Below are 17,679 nucleotides of genomic sequence, written 5' to 3'. Positions count from 1 at the left end.
TCTGGCGCCGTTTTTTATTGAGCTGACATCAACAATTGGGAAAGCGTTACCAGCTGATAACCTTTGCCCTGAATACCCTCAATAATCAAAGGTAATGCACCTCTGGAAGCATCCCTACTCGCATACATCACATGAAGTAGAATAATGCTGCCCGGAGTGACCTCTGCCAATACCTTCTGTGCAATCGTTTGGGCATTGGCATTTAAATCTGAGTCAGGTTCCATATTCCAGGTAACGGTTGTGCGGTGATGCGACGCCAAATACCAAGGTAACAAAAACAACTTCTTGCCATAGGGTGGCCGAAAATAAATGTCACCCGAGTACCCCGCTTGTCGAATAACCGCGTCTGTCAGTTCAATTTCCGTGGCGATAAACGATGGTGAGCGTAACAACATCCGTGAATGTGACCATGAATGATTTCCCAAGTCGTGTCCAGCATCGACAATTGCGTGGGCTTCAGCGCTATGCCGTGACGCTTCGCGTCCGGTCACGAAGAAAGTGGCATGTACCTGATATTGATTTAATACCGCTAATATCTCTGCGGTATAACGTTTCGAAGGTCCATCATCAAATGTGAGTGCTACTAGAGGCTTATCAGTATCAACATGAGATACCAGATCTCCAAATAACTGATAATTCCGTGAGCGCGATACAAGAAATAATGCGGCAATAACGACCAATAATATCAAAGCAGATATGAGTAACCATTTTGCCACATTTGCCATACGATATCTTGGCGTCATCCGTGAGTAAACTCCATGGTGATAAGTTCACGCAACACTGGCAATACGGATAGTGCTAACAGGCTCCCCATCGCTACATTAAATCCTCTGCGACGTACATCATTATCCAACCATTTTTCCAATACAGTTCCGAACAGTAGCCAAACGCCAACGCAGGGAAATGAAACCACCAGAAAAACACTCGCCAACAGCAATTGGGGCGTCATGCCTGCGTCTTGTCCGCCAGTAAAAGCAGCAATAGCACCTACAGCGACTATCCATGCTTTGGCATTGACCCACTGAAACAGCAATCCCTTAATAAATCCGAATGGCTGATTTTCTCTATCAGATGAAACCTCACGATGACTACTGGCAATAAGCCATGAAAGATAAAGTAGATAGAGACAGCCGATAAGTTTTAACCCCACCTGCAATACTGGAAATATGATGAATAGCCGGTAAAAACCGAAACTGACTAGCAGTAACATCAAGGTAAAGCCAAGACAAATGCCGGTTAATAGCGGTAAGCTGCGCCGCACACCCAAATTGACACCCGAGGCCATGACCATCAGGTTATTAGGGCCCGGCGTCACGGACGACGACACAGCAAACAGCAGCATTGCGTAGAAATAATCCATTCCGGGTCAAAGCGTGTGCATTAAGTGAACAGAACAAGGGTTATAACATACAAGTTATAAAAATGTTGCATAAAAAATCCCCGTATCCGGACAGATACAGGGACTTGATGTTGGTAAATTAACCCGCTAACACACTAACGTTATGGGTGGCAAACGTTGTGCAGCTCTAAATTAGTGCCGATATCGTGGTTACGGTTTGCCTTAGCATCATCATTGCGAAGCTGAGTGAGGTGGTCCAAATAAGCCTGATCCACATCCTTAGTGATGTAATGACCATCGAATACTGATGTTTCAAAGCGTTTGATATCCGGATTTTCCATACGCACCGCATCGACCAAGTCCTGCAGATCCTGGAAAATGATGCCATCGGCACCAATGATTTTGGCAATTTCATCCGCATCACGCCCGTACGCAATCAGCTCATTTGACGTCGGCATATCAATACCATAGACGTTCGGGAAGCGGATCTCTGGGGCAGCAGACGCAAAATAAACCTTTTTAGCGCCAGCTTCACGAGCCATCTCGATGATCTGTTCTGAAGTAGTGCCACGCACAATCGAGTCATCTACCAGCAATACATTCTTATCTTTGAATTCTGCATTGATAGCATTGAGCTTGCGACGTACAGATTTCTTACGTTGTTGCTGCCCAGGCATGATGAAGGTACGACCGATATAGCGGTTTTTCACAAAACCTTGGCGGTACGGCAGGTTCATGCAACGTGCAATTTCAAGCGCTACGTCAACAGAAGTCTCTGGGATCGGGATAACCACGTCGATGTCATGGTCGTACCATTCCTTCTTAATTTTTTCGCCAAGCTTAGTTCCCATATGTACACGACTGGCATACACAGAAATCTTATCGATGGTGGAATCCGGGCGAGCAAAATACACAAACTCAAAAATACATGGAGAATACACCGGCGCTTCAGCACACTGACGGGTGTAGAGCTCACCATCTAAGGTGATGTAAACCGCTTCACCAGGTGCCACATCGCGCATCACTTCAAAGCCGACCGCATCCAATGCTACGCTTTCAGAAGCAACCATATATTCGGTACCAGTAGCAGTTTCATGCTTACCTAGGATCAGCGGGCGAATGCCAAAAGGATCACGAAATGCCAGTAGGCCGTTACCGATAATCATCGCAGCAACGGCATAAGCGCCACGAGTTTGATTGTGTAACCGAGTCACGGCATCAAAAACTTCATCTGCCGACAGAATCAGGCTGTCAGTCTTATCCAATTCGTCTGCCAGCAAGTTCAGCAACACTTCAGAGTCTGACGTTGTGTTGACATGGCGACGTTTCTTTAACAGCGTTTCTCTCAGTTCCACGGTATTGGTCAGGTTGCCGTTATGAGCTAACGCCAGACCAAATGGAGAATTCACATAAAAGGGTTGTGCTTCTGAGGCACTGGAACTACCAGCCGTTGGATAACGGCAATGTCCGATACCGGCATTACCCTGCAACCGCTGCATGTGTTTGGGTTCAAACACATCCTTCACCAGACCATTTGCCTTACGCAGACGAAATGCCTGTCCATCAACGGTCACTATACCCGCCGCATCCTGGCCACGATGTTGAAGCACGGTAAGTGCATCATAAATGGTTTGATTAACCGATGAGCGGCCAACTATTCCGACGATACCACACATGGGTAAGGTTCCTCACTGTAAGATGTTTTGATAACAGTATTTTTATATTTTGGGTACAAAGCTGGAGGCATGCTCCATATAATCAAAGAACCACTGGATCACCACGCCAAATTCCGGAACCAACTGTGAACTTTTCCACCAAGTGGTATTAGGCGCGCCGGTAAAAGCATCCAGGAAAAACAGTATTGCACTGACGATCAGTACGCCACGCAAGATACCAAAACACGCGCCTAAGACGCGGTCGGTTCCAGACAATCCTGTTTTTGATACTAATTGCCCCAGCAGGTAATTCACCATGGCACCGATGATCAGCGTAACCACAAACAGAATGGCTACCGCCACCCCATTTCGCAGCATTTCATCGTTAATTTGGGTGATGTGTTTTGCGAGATCTAAGTAAAACTGGCTGGCGATAAAAAATGCCGCAAACCAGACGACCAGTGACATCGCTTCCTTGGCAAAACCGCGGATCAGGCTCACTAGGGTCGAAAGCCCAATAACAAAGATGATGGCGTAATCTATCCAAACCATGGGTAGAAGTGTCCAGCAGTGATTAATTTCGCGAGGATTTTACCAGAGAGTGAGTTGATTCTCACCCCCGGTAACACAAATATTTGCAGTCCAACATCAGCGCTCTAGCGGATTAAACTGAATGATTTTTCCCTTTAATTTAGTCTGCGCTTCAATCTTGCCTTGCTGCTCCTTTAGCCTATCAAGCGATATTTCTGGACCAACAAAAACCCGCGTTAATTTGCCATCAACCGGCTTGTCAGGCAGCGTGTAAGCGGCATATCCACTGCTGCGCAGCCGTTGGACTAAGCCTTTCACATTAGCTGCATTACTAAAGGCCCCGAGCTGAATTGTCCAGCTCACTTGCGTTGCTTTTTTAGGCTGAGGTTGCGGCTGCTTTTGCACCTCTGGAGCAGGTTGTGCATCCTTTGGAACACTGTTTTCTGTTTGGGTTACTTTGGTCTCTACCACTGCAGCTGTCTGCGATGGTGCAATTTTGGGCGACTCATCAACAACAGTTTGTTCTACAACTGCTGGCGCCGACTTGGGCTCATCCAACACTTTATTGTTGGCTGCGTCTGACGTCACGACGTCTGTCTGAGGCCGCAATGGAATTTCGGTAAATTGCTCCTGCTGGTGCTCCTTTTTACCGTCCAGAATATCCGGCAAAAAAATTACCCCTAACGCCATCAGCACCACTGTGCCTACCAAACGGTTGTGAAATTGAGACGACAAATCCTTATTCCTTTCCAATAGCTTGGACAACTTCTTTGAATCCTGAAACAGTGTAAAAGGAGCCAAAGACAATTACCACATCAGAGTGTTGCAAGCGTGATGATAAATCGTGCCAGGCGGACATCATGTCCTTATATTGATGACTGAGCGTTGTGGCAGGCAAAGCCTCATGTAAAGTTGTAGCAGTCGCGCCACGAGCATTATGTAAGCTGACCAGAAACCATTCATCAACAACCGGCGACAGCACACTTAGAACCCCGTGAATATCTTTATCCTTCAACATGCCACAGAGTCCATAAAGTTTTCCTTGGCGAGGTAACTGGTTAAGTTGCGAGGCCAGATAGCGAGCGGCATGGGGATTGTGTGCAACGTCCAATAAGATCAATGGATGCTCGCGGAAATGTTCCATGCGCCCCGTCAGTGTGGCTTGTTGCAAGCCCTGCACTATCGCTTTTAGCGGTATCTGCCCAAACAGTGACTCCAATGCTGCCAATGCGGTCGCAGCGTTTGGTAACGGTAACTGAGGGACTGGCAGATCAGTCAGGTGCCAATGCTCCCCCTTAAAACACCAATGTTGTGAACTGGTTTGTTGCCAGTCAAATTGTTGTCCGACGCGTTTGAGGATGGCACCTTTTGCTGCTGCTACGTCAGCCACCGTGATGGGCATATCGGGCTCACCCACTATCGCGGGGCGTTGGTGACGGAAAATACCCGCTTTTTCGTAGCCAATCTGTTCGCGGGTACTACCCAAAAATGCCTGATGATCCAAGTCAACCGCAGTAATGACGCTGACATCCGCATCAATAATATTGGTGGCATCCAAACGGCCACCCAGTCCAACTTCGAGAATTACGACATCCAGAGCGGCTTGCTTAAACAGCTTAAATGCGGCGAGCGTGCCATATTCGAAAAAACTCAGTGATACCTCGCCACGGGCTTTTTCAATTTCGCTAAAGGCGGCGATAAATGCTTCATCGCAGGCATCTTTACCTTGTATTCTCACCCGTTCGTTGTAACGCAGCAGATGGGGGGAACTGTAAACCCCTACCCGATATCCGGCATTTTGCAAGATCAGCTCCAGCATCCGACAAGTGGTGCCCTTACCATTGGTCCCACCAACGGTAATCACTTTAGCTGGCGCTAAATCCAACAGCTGCATGCGACCAGCAACCGTCGCCACACGGTCCAATCCCATCTCAATTTCCTGCGGATGGATGGCTAACAAGTAGTCTAGCCAACACTGCAAAGCTGCGTCTTCAGCGGGAGGGGTAATGACATTAACGGAATCAGATGAGTTCATTTTATACTCTTATAACCTGTTGTATTAGCTAAAATTTAACAAAAAATTGAATCAATCCGCCAAAAATAACGGGCCAGCAGCAACAGTAGGCAGGTTAAAATGTTCAGGATAAGTCACATGCACCAAATATAAACCGTGAGGTTTGGCAGTGGCAGCCGCTTTAGTACGATCTTTAAGTGCCAGCAATTGACCAAGCCAATCAACGGGTTGATTGCCCAAGCCCACCTCCAACAGGGAACCCACAATATTCCGCACCATATGATGAAGAAAAGCGTTCGCCTCAACGTCAACGATGACATACATTCCTTGGCGACTGACACTGATCCGGTGCAGGTTACGAAACGGAGTTTTTGACTGGCACTGTACCGCCCGAAAACTGGTGAAATCGTTTTCGCCAAGCAGATATTGCGCAGCTTCATGCATCTTAGCGACATCCAGTTCACCGTGGTAATGACTCACCCCAAGACGCAAAATACCAGGACGAAAATTATGATTGTAGATAATGTAACGATAACGTCTGGCAGTCGCGGAGAATCGCGCATGAAAATCTTCTGGCACCACCTTCATCCAACGCACCGCGATATTATCAGGCAGATTAGCGTTTACACCTAAGGTCCAAGCGCCATCGTTACGGATAGCCGTAGTGTCAAAATGGACCACCTGCCCGGTAGCATGGACACCGGCATCAGTGCGACCAGCACATTGTAATTCAATAGGTTCGTTGGCCACTATCGATAATGCGCGTTCTAACTGCCCTTGTACTGAATCCACTTCAGCTTGTTTCTGCCAGCCAAAATACCCACTGCCGTCATACTCTACGCCTAGCGCAATCCGCATCATTTTCTCCTTACTTTCAAGGCCGCGGATTCTACCATATCCGCTAATCGGAAACCGCTGCAAAAAGACCTCGCGAGTATCCGAATAAGCATTACCTTTATCATTTGTATACAAAAACGGCACCCGCAGGTGCCGTCAGTTAACTTGCGGATCTACTCAATTTCCTTCATTAGGGATTCCGCTTCCTCTTGCTGCCGTTCATTGCCGTCCATCTGCACCTCTTTCAATAGTGCCATGGCGGCATCGCGGTCATCAATTTCGATATAGGCTCTGGCGAGGTCCAATTTGGCATTGACAGAATTTTCTTCGTCATCGACATCAACGAGATCTTGTTCGTTTACCAAAGCATTTAAATCACCCATATCGACATCTAATGCCTTGTAAGGATCAGATTCCTGCGGTTCGTCGCTGGCATCGTTCAACAACTTATCAATATCGATAAAACCGTTCTCTTTTTGAAATGCAGATAGATCGGCATCAGATACCGATTTAAGAGGCCTTTTAGCAATTTCATCTGCATCCAACGCCGCAAGGGCTTCGTCCACGGTTAACTTACTGTCTTGCTCATCATCAAAATGCAGGTCATAGCCATCATCTTCCGGTAATGACGGTTCTTCTTTGGCAAAACGCTTTAATAGTTCGTCATCACTGACATCCAGCGGTTCGGCATCCAATGACAAGTCATAGTCTTCAATCTCCTCTTCCTGAGCTGATTTTGGAGCTTTAAGATCATCAAAAAAGCCAGCATCCTTTTCCTTGAGTCGACGGCTATCGGCAACTGGCTTTTTCTTTTCAACGGCGCTGAGTTCTGCCAGCAGCGCATCCAAATCGTCATCCCTCGCTGTAGTGGATTTTGACAATTCGTCTTCCAACGAAAGTTCTGTCTCTTCTTCATCGACAGTGGCGGCAATCGTTGGCGCAGCCTTCAACAAATCGTCGGTGTCATCTTCAGTTTCAGCATCGCGTTCAAGTTCGGCTAACAGCACGTCCGCATCTTGTTCATCGTCATCACTAGCCGCCAGGTCTTGCGCTAATTCAGCCGCGATCTCATCTTGCAAACTGTCATCAGGCGCGGATTGGGGTTCAATCGGTGGTTTAGTTTCCAGCGCTGCCAGCAGCGCATCTACATCGGTATCTTCCGGTTCATTGTCATCGTCCAGCCCCAATTCAGCGGCGATGACGGCATCAAGATCTTCTTCAGTAGATTTCGTCAGCGCGGTAGCCGCATTTTCATCGACCGCTGAAGCCTTAGGTGCAAACGCCGGATCAGGCTCGAAATCAATCACAAAATTATCTTTAGCTTTTGCCTCTGGCTCTTGCTCTGGCTCTGGCTCTGGCTCTGGCTCTGGTTCTGCAGTTTCAGCGAAAGAGTCTGTTGCAGTCACGACTTCCTGCTCACCAAACTCTTGCTCCAGTGCAGCAGTCACATCTTCTGGCAACGTATCCGCCAAAGAAATATCTTCTTGGGACACAGGTTTACTTTCTTCAGTGTCTTCCAGTCCTTCTAACAACGACTCAAAATCATCATCTTTAAGCGATGTGTCAGTATCTTCAGCCTGCTCACCCATCGCTTCCGCCCACAAATCATCTAGCGACTGCGCATCATCGCTACTGAATTCCGCTTCAGCTTTCTCACTTCCCTCGTCAATGAACATTTCATGTTCAGGCATATCACCGGTAAAAGAAACTTCATCCAAAGTCTTAGGTTCAGGCTGTAACTGCGCTAAATCTTTAAGTTGTTCATCCAGCTCATTTTGTTCATCTAAGTGAATGGCACTAATATCTTCACTATCCAAATCAGCTGCATCGTCATGGGCATTCAGGGACGGAATGCTGTCCTCTGCGGTCAAATTCCCTTGCGCGGCAGGTGCAGCAGTACTGACCTTACGTCTTCCGAAGAAGAACCAGCCAAGGAAGCCCAATAATCCGGCAGGGATGAGTGCAACAACCGCCAGATACAACGGATTCCCCATGATGGTACGCCACAACGTTCCTGGCTGTTCACTTTGAGCAACTTGCGGTTGTTGTGGCTGCTTAACTGCTGCTTCAGCAATTTTTGCAGCAACAGGCTTAGGTGCTGGAGCGGATGCAACTTCAGCATTCTCAGCAGTCGCTTCTGCTTTGGCACTGTCAGTTACTGCGGGGGTATCTTGTTTCGCCGCCACAGGAGCTGCTGGCGCCACATTTTCATTAACTGTCTTCGCAGCAGCTAAATCACTTTGTAACTGCTCCACCTGCGATCTGGCGGCTTTTAATGACGCTTCCAACACTGTGACGCGTTGTTGCAGTTCCTCAAGTTGCGATTGCAGCTGTGTTTTCTCAACACCAGCCGCTGTTAACTGACTTTTGACCTGGCTCAGTTCATTAGTGAGTTTCAGATTTTCTGTCTGCAGATTATCAACATCAAGAGCGGGTAAAGATTTAGTGGTTGTCTTTTTAGGTGTGGCTACCGCAGCAACAGGCGCAGATTTTGCCACTGGAGCGGCGCCATGGGCAGATGTGGATGTATGCCGTTTCCACGCATTATCGTCTGCTTCAGCTCGCTGCTGGGCAAGACTTCTGGGGATAGCCAGCATCACCTCTTTTGAGGGAATTAACAGGTACATGCCTTTTTCAAGGCTGTTGTAATTATTACTGGTAAAGGCCTGTGGATTTGCGTCGTAAATGGCGGCCATTACCTGATAAATACTGACTGAGCTGTCAGGTCGAACCTGATTTGCGATACTCCAAAAGGTATCTTTTGTGGACGTCGGGCCATATTGCCGAGGTTGTTCCCTGCTTTGCCCGTCGGGACCGGTAACTTTCAAATCTTGCCCGTGCACCGACGGAGTTACAAACTGCGAGCTAAGGGCCAAAAAAGCGGCCGTGAGGCCTACGAGATATGAAGTGCGAAAGTTCATCAACTATTCCCTTCCAAGCGCTGATATTCGCCTGTAAATGACTGGCTTTAGGCATTTGTATTTATTGGGATTACTATAAACTAGAAATGTAGTAGCTGCTACTGTTCACATTTGCAAAACAAAAAAAGCCTGCGGCAGCGCAGGCTTTTTAACATAAACCGAACGGTAACTAAGCCGTTACAGATAATCGCGAATCAATAATTCACCGATTTGCACACTGTTTAATGCCGCACCTTTACGGATATTGTCCGATACCACCCATAAATTGATACCCTGTTCATGGGAAATGTCCTTGCGCACTCGTCCGACATAAACCGGATCAGTCCCGGCACCTTCTGTCACCGCAGTTGGGTAATCATCGTCATCTTCAAACAACACAATCCCCGGGGCATCACGCAATACCGCTTTCACAGATGCGGCATCAGTGGGCTGTACAGTCTCAATGTGAACGGCTTCAGAATGGCTATAAAACACTGGCACACGCACCGCAGTCGGATTGACCAAAATGCTGTCATCACCCAAAATTTTGCGGGTTTCCCAGACCATTTTCATCTCTTCTTTGGTGTAACCGTTATCCATAAACTTATCGATATGCGGTAGCACGTTAAACGCAATCTGCTTAGGGTAAACTTTTGGCTCAGATGGGGTGCCAGACAATAGCTTAGCGCTCTGCTGCGCCAATTCTTCAATGGCTTTTTTACCAGTACCAGAAACAGACTGATAGGTCGCTACGTTAATGCGAGAGATCCCGAAGTTATCATAAATCGGTTTCAGGGCAACCAGCATCTGAATGGTGGAACAGTTAGGATTGGCGATAATATTACGGTTACGAAAATCCGCAATTGCCTGAGGGTTCACTTCCGGCACGACCAATGGAATATCCGCTTCGTAACGGAAATGTGAGGTGTTATCGATCACCACACAACCAGCGTCAGCGGCAATTGGTGCCCACTTAGCAGAAACATCGCCACCAGCAGAGAAGAAACCAATCTGGGCCTTACTCCAGTCGAAGGTTTCCACATCAAGAATGTCCAGATTTTTACCGTGAAACGTAACGGTTTTGCCGGCACTGCGGCTGCTGGCGAGTGGATACAGGTTAGCGACCGGGAAGTTACGCTCTTCGAGGATCTCAATCATGGTTTGACCCACAGCACCCGATGCACCTAACACAACGACATTATATTTTTGCGACATTTACCGATGGACTCCAGAAAAACCTAATTCGGACAACCAATCTACCCCATAACCACTCAGGTTTTCCAGAGCCAAAGCGCTGAATTCCCGCCGATGACGGTGATTTTTTCTCATATTGTCAAATTCCCCAGGAATTTGATGAATTTTCCTGAATTGCCGATCATCATCACGCAGGTCATAAATGAAGCGGCAAAGCGATAGCAACTCTTTTTCGGTGGGCGCAGCATTCATCAGCAACCGAGGATTCCAACGCTTTGGTAACAGATCATCAAGTGATTTGCTGGCTGGCATGCCCATCATCTGCTGCAATTGCTGATACAGCATCAATGTGCCTCTAGCACGGCCTTCCAAACTGTAGCCGGCGATATGCGGTGTCGCGATATCGGCCATATCAACCAGCGCTTTGATAGGATTTGGTTCCCCTTCCCAAACATCCATGACCAATGCCAAATCGGAGCGCTCGCTTTTTACGCTGATAAGGGCGTGATTATCAATCACCTCACCGCGACACGCGTTTATGAGCCACGTGTCGGGCCTTAAACTGCGCAAACGTGTTTCATCCAGAAGATGAAACGTGGCGTCTTGGCCATCAACCGTCAGCGGCACATGCAGCGTAATGACATCACAATCAGCCAATAACGTTTCCAGTGAAGCAAACTCGCGAGAGTCGCCATTTCGTGCTTTAGGTGGGTCACACAATACAGTCGAAACGCCGTAGGCCTTAAGGCATTTGGCAACAGCGCTACCGGTATTACCTGCGCCAACAATGCCAACCTTACGCTGTTTCAGTGATGTGCCAAATTTAGCCGCCAGTTCCAACAGTGCAATAAACACATATTCCCCTACAGAAGTGGCATTACAGCCAGGAGCATTAGTGAAGGGGATATTCCTGGAAGCCAGATAAGCCATATCGATGTGATCGGTACCTATCGTTGCACTACCGACAAATTGGAGTTGGTGGTTATCGCGCAGCAGGGCTTCGTTTACACGGGTAACGGAGCGAACTAACAGTACATCAGCATCGGCAACTGTCGCGGCATCAAGCTTCCGACCGTTGACAGCAACGATGTCGCCCATAGGTGCAAATAATTGCTGCACGTAGGGCATATTCTCATCTACGACCAGTTTCATTATCTCGTTCTTTCCAGTACAGGATCCTGGGGAAGGATTAGTTTACCTTAAATCCGGGATAGCGTCCGTTGTCATCCCAAGACTCAAAAACAAAAAAGGAAGCCGCAGCCTCCTTTTTGATTATTCATTAAACGGGAATTATCCCTGATATTTACGCATCACCAGCGTAGCGTTGGTGCCACCGAAACCGAAACTGTTGCTCATTACAGTTTTCAGATCAGCATCGCGATATTCACGCACAATTGGCAAGCCTTCAGCTTTCTCATCCAACGTTTCGATGTTGATAGAAGGGGCAATAAAACCATTCTGCAACATCAACAAACTGTAAATCGCTTCATGCACACCAGCCGCGCCCAAGGCGTGACCAGTCAATGATTTAGTTGAAGCAATAGGTGGTACGTGATCAGTAAACACTTCACGAATGGCTTCCAACTCGCGCACATCGCCAACCGGGGTAGAAGTACCATGGGTGTTGAGGTAATCAATAGGCGTATCAACAGTTTCCAGCGCCATTTTCATACACCGAACCGCACCTTCACCACTTGGAGCCACCATGTCATAACCATCTGATGATGCACCGTAGCCGATAACTTCCGCATAAATCTTGGCACCACGCGCCAGCGCATGTTCCAGCTCTTCAACCACCACAATGCCGCCACCACCGGAGATCACAAAACCATCGCGATCCGCATCATAGGTACGAGAGGCTTTTTCTGGCGTATCGTTGTATTTAGTAGACAACGCGCCCATCGCATCAAAGCCCATGGTCAGCGTCCAGTCAATCTCTTCGGCACCACCGGCAAATACCATGTCCTGTTTGCCCATCTGGATCAGTTCCACGGCATGGCCAATACAATGCGCGCTGGTCGCACAGGCTGAGCTAATAGAATAGTTCATGCCTTTAATTTTGAATGGGGTTGCCAAACACGCACTGGCTGTGCTGGACATAATCCGCGGGACAATATAGGGCCCGACACGCTTGACACCTTTGGTACGCAAAGTATCCGCAGCCTGTACCTGATTCGCAGATGAAGCACCACCGGTTCCGGCAATCAAACCTACACGAGGATTTGAATATTGCTCTTCGGTGAGATTAGCGTCCTCAATGGCTTCTTTCATCGCCAGATAAGCATATGCGGCGGCATCACCCATAAAACGCAATGCTTTACGATCGATCAATTCACTTGGATCAAGTTTGACATTGCCCCATACCTGACTGCGCAGTTGCATTTCTTCAAACTGTGCAGAGTGGGTAATCCCACTGCGACCGGCACGCAGGGAATCGGTAACTTCCTGCTTGTTATTGCCGATGCTGGAAACAATGCCGATACCGGTGATCACAACTCTTTTCATGTTTTACTATCCATTCCGTACTGTAAGTACTTTCGATTTGCTGACGCAATGTTAGCTGTTTTAACACGCTTAAGTGGTCAGCTTTCCATAAATATAGATAAAATAATGCCAATTTCAGAACCTATATAACATCCTTGTGGTTGTTACAGGAGATTTATCTGCCCTTGCCTGCTGCAAATCTATCGTTACAAACAATTATAACTCACTCCATAAGCTATCTCGGCGGCTGTGGTAGCAAGGCATTACCTGCGCTACTGCAATATTGTGGCAAAGAAATGCAGCACCATCCGACACAAAAGTTTCATCTGCTGGTATTTGCGGCAGATGATAACGCGGATGCGCCAGCACAACATTGGCAAACACTGCAAACGCTGCTACAAAACATGCAGCCAGCTACACTTATTGCTGAATTATTGCAGCTGACGATACTTCCCATTTCTGGTTGTCAAAGATTAGCACTGGAACGTGGTCGTATAACTATCGACCTTTATCTAAGCTGCAACACTCACACCCTAAAAGATATCGTTGTACCAGCTACGTGGATCTCACAATGGTTCTGGCATACCTCATTTTTGCCGGAGATGGCACTGGTATGGCAGTTGGCACGATTAAGCCAAGATCATTGTGTGATTCGGCTATCGGAACCCGATACCACATTGAAACAACATTTTGTTACCGCCGGATTTCAATATTTCCACGGCGATAAGGAAGTCACCACAAAGCTCGCTGCAGATGATATCGCAATCTCGGAACGACAAGCGCTTCGACACCAAGCTTTGGCGCAACTTTTACCCTTTCCCCGCTATTGCTGGCAACCCCTCGCACGTGATCAGCAGGTAGCAATTATTGGGGCCGGCATTGCTGGCGCGTCGTTAGCTTTGTCTTTAGCGGAAAGAGGTATGCGAACTCACGTTTTCTGTAGTGACCAAGAGGCGGGAGATAGTGCCAGTGGCAACCGACAGGGCGCACTCTACCCGCTACTGACACCAGAAGCAGATCCATTAAACACCTTTTTCCAAAAAGGCTTTTTGTTCAGCCGCCAACGAATTATCCAACTGGCACAGATGGGGATGGATGTGCCACACGATTTTTGCGGTGTGCTGGTTACCGGTTTTGATGCGCGTAGTCGCGCGAGACTTCGCAAAATAGCAGAAGGCCAGCCTTGGCCGACACAATTGTTGCAGTGGTTATCCACTGAGGCAGCCAATGCACAAGCGGGCGTCGATGTTAATGAAGCAGGGATCTATTATCCGCTTGGCGGTTGGGTCAATCCGAAAAAGCTGACACAGGCAAGCCTGCAACAGGCTCAGGAACTTGGATTTGCCAACCTCACATTTGATAGTGAGATCTGTAAGCTTATGCCGAATAACGCCGGTCAATGGATGCTCACCGATAAACATGATATCTGCTACGGGCCATTTACCGCTGTGGTGGTCGCCAGCGGGAGTAATATGGCGCAATTTTCACAAACCTCCGAGCTACAAGCCACGCCATTTCGCGGACAAGTCAGCGAGGTGCCGACTCAAGCCGGACTGGCTAAAATCAAGACGGTACTGTGTGCCAAAGGCTACCTGACGCCCGCTTGGCAAAACACCCATTGTTTGGGCGCCAGTTATATCAAGGATCCGCAAACGCTGGCTTATAGTGAAATCGAGCAGCAGGAGAATCTCGAGAAAATTCAGCAGAGTTATGCAGATGCTGAATGGCCTTTCGGCATCAATGTTGGAAGCCAAGCACGCGTAGGCGTGCGCATGGTGACTCGTGACCACCTGCCGATGGCAAGCGTCGTGCCGGACGTTAAGTTAATTCAGTCTTTAGCGATAAAACAAGCCAATGACATCAACTTCTGGCGAGAAACAGCAGCACCGATACACAACGGACTCTATGTTTTGGGAGCGCTCGGTTCACGAGGATTATGCAGTGGGCCTTTAGCAGCAGAAATGCTGGCGGCAGAATTAACTCATCAGCCTCTGCCATTATCATTATCGGAGCTTGAACGCCTTAGTGCTAATCGCATGTGGCTGAGAAAGTTATTGAAAGGAAAAACATTATAACGTATTAAAACAATAACCCCCGTGTAATACGGGGGTTATTGTTTTAATCATCAATGCGGCGTTGTAACTCAAGCCAGGCATGTTCGACTAACCGATAATCGGGATCTTCCAGCTCTTTTGCGGCTTGCTTTAAACAGTGTTGCATTTTAATCGCCAAAGCCTCTGTGCCCTGCTCTGACTCAGCTTCCAGTTCTGCCAATACCACAGCAAAATGCCCCTGCAAATAACCGCTGGCAAACAACGCATCGTCGTCGCCGTTGGCTACAATGTCCGCCAGCCAGTGTTCCAGTGCCTGTTCATATTTTTCCAGCATGTTTTACTCCGCAAGATCCGGGTTAGCTACCTGATACATCACATAATCACGATAGCCGGTAATGATTCGAAAATAGCCACTGAGTTCAGCATCCAGCGCCGGGTCGCCACTATCCACGATTAGCGGTTTTCCTGCAAGTGCTTTCAACTTGGTTTTGGTGGCAACAATAATGATATTGTCTTTACCAATTCGCCGGATAAGTTCGGGAGATAATTGCTGGTTACCCCGTCCGAGAATATGCCCCTGGCCACCGATAAGTGTGATCACCAGCTTAACCGGAAAGCCATCAGTCGCGGCCAATAGCTCTGACGCATTGAGGTCACGGCCAATTAACTGCCTATCTTGGACAAGATCGACACCAAGCAATGTATTATCTAATCCAAGTTCTTCCATAATGGCTGCAACGGTCGACCCAGACCCCATGATGTAACGCTCATCTTCCATATGCTCGATGACTTCAGCGGCAATGTCAGCCAGCACCAGTTCATCAACCTCACGCCCGCCCATCTTCACAGACTGAATATAACGGGGTGCCGCAGGAACAGTCATTTCACCATAGCGTTTGGCGCGAACGGTTCCAGCTCGAAACGCGACTTCATCAATATCCATTACATCGGCTTGCATCAGGCTCACCAGCTGCCCATCTAACAGCATTTTCAGTACCATGCCTGACGCATGTGGAGTGATGCCATAGACGCCGGAATGAATTTTCACTCCCGCAGGAACCCCGAGTACCGGAAAACCATCGTCAACTACGCGGAAGATATCCCGAGCAGTGCCATCGCCCCCCGCAAATAACAGCAAATCTGGTTTTTGCGCAAGAATGATAGATGCCACCTTACAGGTATCTTCAGCCGTCGTATTTTCAGCCGGTTGGTAACAACAGCTGACAGGAAAACCCATTTCCTCAACTAATGTCTGTCCCATACTGCCGGCGGCAGTGATGATCTGTAGTTTTTCTGCATAAGGCATAATGACGTCTAGCGCCTGCCGCATCCTGTCAGTCGCTTTAGGGATTGCCCCAAGCCGCAACGCTTCCTCAGCAACATTATCACTGCCTTTAAGCGCGACACTGCCGCCAAGCCCGGCAAGGGGATTAATAATCAGTCCTAAGCGGAATGTTGGTTGCATCAATGATTCTCCTGCTTAGGCGGCAACTGCGAGCTTACGATTATCCGAAGAATTCTGATCTTCTGGGGGGAGCGCCAGCACAACTAACATCGCAGCAACCGCACATATTGCGGCAAATATCCAAACCATCCAAGCACTGCTACCGTCGCCCCAGATATGACCACTGATCCAGTTGCCTAATGCGCCACCCACACCAAAGCTGAGGCTGGCGTATAACGCCTGCCCTTTACTACGATGCGCTTTCTCAAAATGGCGGTGCACAAACTGAATAGATGACGCATGGACCAAGCCAAAGGTAAAAGCATGCATGACCTGACTAAGTGCCAAAATCGGCATTTTTTCTGGAAGAAAAGCCACCAGCACCCAGCGTATCGCCGTAACGGCCATTCCTGTCATCAGTAGTGTCCGAACCGAAAAGCGACCCAATAATTTGGGCGCTATGGCAAACATAAAAATCTCGGCAAAGGCACCCATCGCGACAAAGATGCCGGCTAACGCCTCGGAATATCCCACCTGTTTGAGATACAACACAAAGAAGCCATAAAAAGGCCCGACACTGGCTTGCAATAGCATCGCCGAAAGCAGGAACCAGATGATGGGTTTGGTTAATTTCAACGGCGAACTCTTGTCGTCTCTAACCGCCGTTGAGGCGCTTGCAGTCAACGGCATTGAGCAAAAAAACAATCCGGCAAACAACACCAAGCCGACATAGAGCACCGCTTCGGGTCCAAACCAATTGACAATGGCACCGGTCGCTATCACCCAGATAATGTAACCGACGCTACCATAACTGCGGATACTGCCGTAACGATTGGATTTATCACCAAGCGTCTCAAGCGTGATCACTTCCATCTGTGCCAGAATGGCATTCCAGAAAAAAGTATAAAACGTCAGACTAAGCGCCAGATAGATAAAACCGCCGTTATAGAAAAAGCTCAGATATCCTACAGCCGCAGTGAGGCTCCCAAGCTTAACTAACTCCGAACGACGTCCGGTGCGATCAGCGACCATGGCCCAAATATTGGGTGCAATAATACGAGTACCCATAAATATCGCCATCAGGAAACCGATCTCAGCGGCGTTAAAACCGCGATGTTCCAGAAACAGGCCTAAATACGGAATTAATGCGCCAAGAATGGCGAAAAAGAAAAAATAACATCCCGAGAGCCAACGCAGTTGGCCCTCTGGGAGAAAAGAATTCATCAT

At 48.2% G+C, this 17,679-nt stretch carries 15 protein-coding genes; 1 reads left to right on the top strand and 14 read right to left on the bottom strand.

What is annotated here, in order from left to right:
• Positions 1-14: 14 nt before the first annotated feature.
• The 11 genes from KDN34_RS07215 to fabB all read right to left on the bottom strand — a co-directional run bounded on the left by KDN34_RS07215 (position 15) and on the right by fabB (position 12,975).
• Positions 15-743: a polysaccharide deacetylase family protein gene (locus KDN34_RS07215; RefSeq protein WP_228730444.1), complete on the bottom strand. Its 729-nt coding sequence runs from the start codon at positions 741-743 to the stop codon at positions 15-17.
• On the bottom strand, positions 740-1,360 hold the full coding sequence (locus tag KDN34_RS07210) for a LysE family translocator (protein WP_212596210.1): 621 nt from the start codon (positions 1,358-1,360) through the stop codon (positions 740-742). The genes KDN34_RS07215 and KDN34_RS07210 overlap by 4 nt, the downstream gene beginning before the upstream one ends.
• A gap of 140 nt (positions 1,361-1,500) precedes the next feature.
• Entirely contained in the window at positions 1,501-3,015 is a 1,515-nt protein-coding gene (purF, locus tag KDN34_RS07205; protein ID WP_212596209.1) for an amidophosphoribosyltransferase, read from the bottom strand.
• A gap of 42 nt (positions 3,016-3,057) precedes the next feature.
• Complete coding sequence (locus tag KDN34_RS07200; RefSeq protein WP_212596208.1) at positions 3,058-3,546, bottom strand: CvpA family protein; 489 nt, start codon at positions 3,544-3,546, stop codon at positions 3,058-3,060.
• A gap of 96 nt (positions 3,547-3,642) precedes the next feature.
• Complete coding sequence (locus KDN34_RS07195) at positions 3,643-4,260, bottom strand: SPOR domain-containing protein (RefSeq protein WP_212596207.1); 618 nt, start codon at positions 4,258-4,260, stop codon at positions 3,643-3,645.
• 4 nt (positions 4,261-4,264) lie between these two features.
• The gene (folC, locus tag KDN34_RS07190; RefSeq protein WP_212596206.1) at positions 4,265-5,560 is read right to left on the bottom strand and encodes a bifunctional tetrahydrofolate synthase/dihydrofolate synthase; all 1,296 of its coding nucleotides are present in this window, start codon (positions 5,558-5,560) and stop codon (positions 4,265-4,267) included.
• 51 nt (positions 5,561-5,611) lie between these two features.
• Positions 5,612-6,397, bottom strand: coding sequence for a tRNA pseudouridine(38-40) synthase TruA (gene truA, locus KDN34_RS07185; protein ID WP_212596559.1), 786 nt, complete (start codon positions 6,395-6,397; stop codon positions 5,612-5,614).
• Positions 6,398-6,549: 152 nt separating this feature from the next.
• Positions 6,550-9,297, bottom strand: a complete 2,748-nt coding sequence (locus tag KDN34_RS07180) for a FimV/HubP family polar landmark protein (RefSeq protein WP_212596205.1) — start codon at positions 9,295-9,297, stop codon at positions 6,550-6,552.
• A 177-nt stretch (positions 9,298-9,474) separates the two neighbouring features.
• On the bottom strand, positions 9,475-10,491 hold the full coding sequence (locus KDN34_RS07175; RefSeq protein WP_212596204.1) for an aspartate-semialdehyde dehydrogenase: 1,017 nt from the start codon (positions 10,489-10,491) through the stop codon (positions 9,475-9,477).
• Positions 10,492-11,622, bottom strand: a complete 1,131-nt coding sequence (pdxB, locus tag KDN34_RS07170; RefSeq protein ID WP_212596203.1) for a 4-phosphoerythronate dehydrogenase PdxB — start codon at positions 11,620-11,622, stop codon at positions 10,492-10,494.
• A 138-nt stretch (positions 11,623-11,760) separates the two neighbouring features.
• On the bottom strand, positions 11,761-12,975 hold the full coding sequence (gene fabB, locus KDN34_RS07165; RefSeq protein ID WP_212596202.1) for a beta-ketoacyl-ACP synthase I: 1,215 nt from the start codon (positions 12,973-12,975) through the stop codon (positions 11,761-11,763).
• A 164-nt stretch (positions 12,976-13,139) separates the two neighbouring features.
• Here fabB and mnmC point away from each other — a divergent pair, with 164 nt between their 5' ends.
• Positions 13,140-15,029, top strand: a complete 1,890-nt coding sequence (gene mnmC / locus KDN34_RS07160; protein ID WP_212596201.1) for an FAD-dependent 5-carboxymethylaminomethyl-2-thiouridine(34) oxidoreductase MnmC — start codon at positions 13,140-13,142, stop codon at positions 15,027-15,029.
• Positions 15,030-15,072: 43 nt separating this feature from the next.
• On the opposite strand, the gene KDN34_RS07155 is transcribed toward mnmC, so the two are convergent.
• Genes KDN34_RS07155 through KDN34_RS07145 form a run of 3 tightly spaced genes read right to left on the bottom strand, consistent with a single transcriptional unit; the run spans position 15,073 to position 17,679 of the window.
• Positions 15,073-15,342, bottom strand: coding sequence for a YfcL family protein (locus tag KDN34_RS07155; protein ID WP_212596200.1), 270 nt, complete (start codon positions 15,340-15,342; stop codon positions 15,073-15,075).
• Positions 15,343-15,345: 3 nt separating this feature from the next.
• Entirely contained in the window at positions 15,346-16,473 is a 1,128-nt protein-coding gene (locus KDN34_RS07150; protein WP_212596199.1) for an ATP-NAD kinase family protein, read from the bottom strand.
• Positions 16,474-16,488: 15 nt separating this feature from the next.
• Positions 16,489-17,679 (bottom strand): MFS transporter, encoded by a 1,191-nt coding sequence (locus KDN34_RS07145; protein ID WP_212596198.1) that lies wholly within the window; start codon positions 17,677-17,679, stop codon positions 16,489-16,491.

This window comes from Shewanella yunxiaonensis (assembly GCF_018223345.1).
GTDB lineage: Bacteria > Pseudomonadota > Gammaproteobacteria > Enterobacterales > Shewanellaceae > Shewanella > Shewanella yunxiaonensis.
This window is presented reverse-complemented; position numbering and strand designations above follow the sequence as displayed.